Source organism: Amaricoccus sp., from assembly GCF_017995835.1.
Classification (GTDB): Bacteria; Pseudomonadota; Alphaproteobacteria; order Rhodobacterales; family Rhodobacteraceae; genus Amaricoccus.
This window is the reverse complement of the sequence record NZ_JAGOID010000181.1, coordinates 1-3,539: the sequence shown is the minus strand read 5'-3', so window position 1 is coordinate 3,539 and position 3,539 is coordinate 1. Positions and strand designations below refer to the sequence as shown.

The following is a 3,539-nucleotide window of genomic DNA, read 5'->3' as shown; positions in this document are numbered from 1 at the left end:
GGCGGAGTGAGCGCGCTCGCCACGACGCTCGCCACGGGGTTTAGTCTCGCTGCGTTCGGCCGGCTCGCCGCGACCGATGCGAAGCGGCGCCGCGCCTTCCGGCTGCCTCCGCGCGACGGCAGGCGCCCCGGTCTCCTGTGGTCGGCGGCGCTGCTGCCCGGCGTCCTCGTGCCGGTCTGGAGCGGGGCCGGCGGGTTCTTCGTCTGGTTCGGCGCGGTGAGCGTCGCGGGCTGGGTGGTGGCAGCCGTCTCTCCGGAGCGCAACCTCGCGCTGCGCGCCCGGGCGGGCGCGTTCGCCGATCGTGCCGGCGCCTCCCTCGGGTCGGCGCTCGCGGCGGCCCAGCGCGCTGCGCGGTGGGTGAAGGGCGTCACGTCGGGCGTAGTCGCGGCCTTCGCCCGGCCCACGCCGCCGGCCCATGCCGACCTGGAGCGGCGCCTGCGCGAGCTCGAGGCCGAGGTCGCCGCCCTGCGCGCCTCCGCCGCGTCGCGCGAAGGATCGTCTGCGGCGGCGACCGTCATCGAGCTTGCCGGCCGCCGCTAGCTTCCGCGGCTGGCCGGCGACAGGTCGCGCTCCATGAAGGTCAGGAAGGCGGCCATCTCGGGATCGGTGTCGTAGTAGGGGTCGATGCGGCGGAAGCCGAGGCTCTCGTAGAGCGCCTTCGCCTCGTGCTGGAGCGTCCCGGTGTCGAGGCGCATGAGCCGGTAGCCGGCGCCCTCCGCCTCGGCGAGGAGGCGGGCGCCGAGCGCGCGGCCGACGCCTCGGCGCTGGGTCTCAAGCGCGACGAACATCCGCTTCATCTCGCAGACGCCGTCCCCGAGGTCGCGCAAGGCCACGCATCCGCAGGGCGAGCCATCCAGAAGCGCGAGGAGTAGCCGGCCCCGGGGCGGCGCGTACTTGCCGGGGAGGCCGGCCAGCTCCTCCTCGAATGCGTCGGCGTCGAAGTAGCGGTCGATGAGGTGGCGCCAGTCGGCATGGCGCACCCATTGCCACGCGACGAAACGGCGCATGAGATCGCGGGCCGCGGCGAGCGCTTCCGGGGCGGCGTCTGGACCGAGGACGAGGATTTCCGGCTCGGGCATAGGGGACCATCCGGCTGCGTGGCGCGGCGAGCATAGCACGGGCGGCGAGCGGGTCAGCCCGTTCCTGCCAGGGCGGCCAGTCGCGGGCCGAGCCCCTCGCCGGTCAGGCGGATCCGCTTCACCCGCGACCGCTCGCCCGCGACGAGTGCGACGTCGCGCCTCGGCAGGCGCAGCGCCTCGGCGAGGAAGGCGACGAGCGCGGCGTTGGCCGCGCCGTCCACCGGGGGCGCCGGCACCCGGACCCGCAGACACGGCCCGCCGGCGTCGTCGGCGACGCCCTCCACCCGGGCGGCCCCGCCCCGCGGCGTCAGCCGCACGGCGAGTTCGACGCCGCCGGGGACGTCGCGCCAGGGGAGGCCCGCGCTCACCCGCGGCGGCGACGGCCTTCGCGACGGCCGCGGGCGCCCTCGGCGCCGGAGGCGGCGGCGTCGCCCTCGGCGGCGGGCGGCTTGTTGGCGCGGATCCACTCGGCGCCCCAGGCGTCGTTGTTCATCAGGAAGTTGGCGGCGCGGATCGCCTCCATCTCCTGCGGGCGGACCGGGTTCATGATGGCGGACGTCATGCCGGAGGCGATCGCCATCGGCAGGAAGGCGGCGTTGATGCCGTGGCGGTTCGGCAGCCCGAAGGAGATGTTCGAGGCGCCGCAGGTTGTGTTGACGCCGAGTTCCTCGCGCAGGCGGCGGACGAGGGCAAAGACCTGCAAGCCGGCGGTGCCCATGGCGCCGATCGGCATGACGAGCGGGTCCACCACGATGTCGTGGGCCGGGATGCCGAAGTCGGCGGCGCGCTCGACGATCTTCTTCGCCACCGCGAAGCGGACGTCCGGATCCTCGGAGATGCCGGTGTCGTCGTTGGAGATCGCGACGACGGGAACATTGTACTTCCTGACCAGCGGCAGGACCAGCGCCAGTCGTTCCTCCTCGCCGGTGACGGAATTGAGCAGCGGGCGCCCGTGCGCGGTCTCGAGGCCGGCCTGGAGAGCGCCGGGGACCGAGCTGTCGATGCAGAGCGGCACGTCGACCACGGCTTGGATGCGCTTCACGAGCTCGGGCATCAGCGTCGGCTCGACGAAGTTGTTGTCGGCGTAGCGCGGGTCCTCGGCCATCCTGTTGGTGAAGACGGCGCCAGAGTTCACGTCGAGCACGGCGGCGCCGCAGGCGACCTGCTCCAGCGCGTCGGCCTCTACGGTGGCGAAGTTCCCTGCCTCCAGCTCCGCGGCGAGCTTCTTGCGCCCGGTGGGATTGATGCGTTCGCCGATCACGCAGAACGGCTGGTCGAAGCCGATGACGACGGTCTTCGTCCGGGACTCCAGTATCGTTCGCGTCATGCGGAACCAGCCTCCATCGTCGCGAGGGCGGCCGCGAGGGCCGGGGAAGTGAAGTCGGGTATGGCGTGATGCGCCCCTGCCTGCAACAGCTCGGCGGCTGACAGCCCGGTGGTCAGGCCGAAGACGAGGGCGCCCGCCGCACGGGCGGCGCGCAGGCCGGAGCGGCTGTGCTCAAAGGCGACGGAGCGCGAGGGCGTGGCGCCGAGGCGGCGCATCGCCTCGCGGTAAGGTTCGGGATCCGGCTTCGGCCGCGTGCATTCCTCGCCGATGACCAGTTCCGTCAATCGCCCGTCGAGGCAGGCGGCGCGCAGCATCGACTCGGCGTTGATCCGTGGCGCGTTGGTGACAACCGCCGCCCGCATTCCCGCGGCCGAGGCGCGGTCGAGCAGCGCGTGGATGCCGGCGACGGGCTCCACGCAATCGGCCAGCGCCTCGCGAAACAGCGCTTCCTTGCGGTCGATCATACCGGCGCCCTCCTTCTCCTCCTCGCGGACCTTTTTGACCTTTAACACTTTTATCGTTTGTATTCAGGTAGTTACCCTATCTATCACGCGTGTTAGCCCGTGTTGCGCCGGGTGGCTTGGTAGACTCGCCGGCATCAGAGCCCGGGCGCGCGGCTCGCCGGGAAAGAGCCACGTGGCGATTTCGGCGTTCGGTGGCCCATGACGTGCAACTTGTAGTCCGCCATCGCGATCGGCGTCCGGCCGCTCTCCACGAGAACCTCGCAGAAGGCGGGCGTGGTGCAGCCGGTCGGAATCGACGAGCGTGCCGTCGAGGTCGAAGAGGAGGGCGATCATCCGGTCCGGGGCGGCGTCAGGCCCGGGCGCGGCGCGGGGCCGATCCCGCCGTGGCATAGCCGGCTGCCGGAGCGATGCCCCCGAGCGGGAAGATGTGGGCGGCCTCGACCTGGAAGGCCGGGTTGGCCGCCTTTTCCGCAGCGAGAGCCGCCAGCACTTCGGTTGGCTCGAAGGGCATGACCAGCTTGGTCAGGTCGGCGGCGCGTCGTTGCAGCACGCGCATCGACGGGCCGACGCCGCAGGCCATGGCGAACTTGATCAGCGTTTGCAGCTTTGCCGGTCCGGCGACGCCGACATGCACCGGCAGTGCGATCCCGGCCTCGCGCAGCCGCGCCG

The 3,539-nt window shown here is 72.4% G+C and carries 5 protein-coding genes and 1 pseudogene; 1 reads left to right on the top strand and 5 read right to left on the bottom strand.

Features of this window, described 5'->3' with window-relative positions; genetic code table 11:
• Positions 1-540 (top strand): hypothetical protein (locus KBA23_RS16320; protein WP_290743195.1); only part of this gene is annotated, 540 nt, incomplete at its 5' end.
• On the opposite strand, the gene KBA23_RS16315 is transcribed toward KBA23_RS16320, so the two are convergent.
• The 5 genes and pseudogenes from KBA23_RS16315 to KBA23_RS16295 all read right to left on the bottom strand — a co-directional run.
• Positions 537-1,079, bottom strand: coding sequence for a GNAT family N-acetyltransferase (locus KBA23_RS16315; protein ID WP_290743193.1), 543 nt, complete (start codon positions 1,077-1,079; stop codon positions 537-539). The genes KBA23_RS16320 and KBA23_RS16315 overlap by 4 nt on opposite strands.
• A gap of 53 nt (positions 1,080-1,132) precedes the next feature.
• Positions 1,133-1,447 (bottom strand): DUF167 domain-containing protein, encoded by a 315-nt coding sequence (locus tag KBA23_RS16310; protein ID WP_290743191.1) that lies wholly within the window; start codon positions 1,445-1,447, stop codon positions 1,133-1,135.
• A complete protein-coding gene (locus tag KBA23_RS16305) occupies positions 1,444-2,406 on the bottom strand; it encodes a methyltetrahydrofolate cobalamin methyltransferase (RefSeq protein WP_290743188.1) in 963 nt (320 codons plus the stop codon). Before KBA23_RS16305 ends, KBA23_RS16310 begins: the two co-directional genes overlap by 4 nt.
• Positions 2,403-2,918: an HAD-IA family hydrolase gene (locus KBA23_RS16300; protein WP_290743186.1), complete on the bottom strand. Its 516-nt coding sequence runs from the start codon at positions 2,916-2,918 to the stop codon at positions 2,403-2,405. Before KBA23_RS16300 ends, KBA23_RS16305 begins: the two co-directional genes overlap by 4 nt.
• Positions 2,919-3,219: 301 nt before the next feature.
• Positions 3,220-3,539 (bottom strand): annotated as a pseudogene (locus tag KBA23_RS16295) (methylenetetrahydrofolate reductase); the annotation flags it as partial.

What these genes read in the sequence shown, in the direction of transcription:
- KBA23_RS16315 (WP_290743193.1), bottom strand. Translation starts at nt 1,079, where the DNA reads ATGCCCGAGCCGGAAATCCTCGTCCTCGGTCCAGACGCCGCCCCGGAA.
- KBA23_RS16305 (WP_290743188.1), bottom strand. Translation starts at nt 2,406, where the DNA reads ATGACGCGAACGATACTGGAGTCCCGGACGAAGACCGTCGTCATCGGC.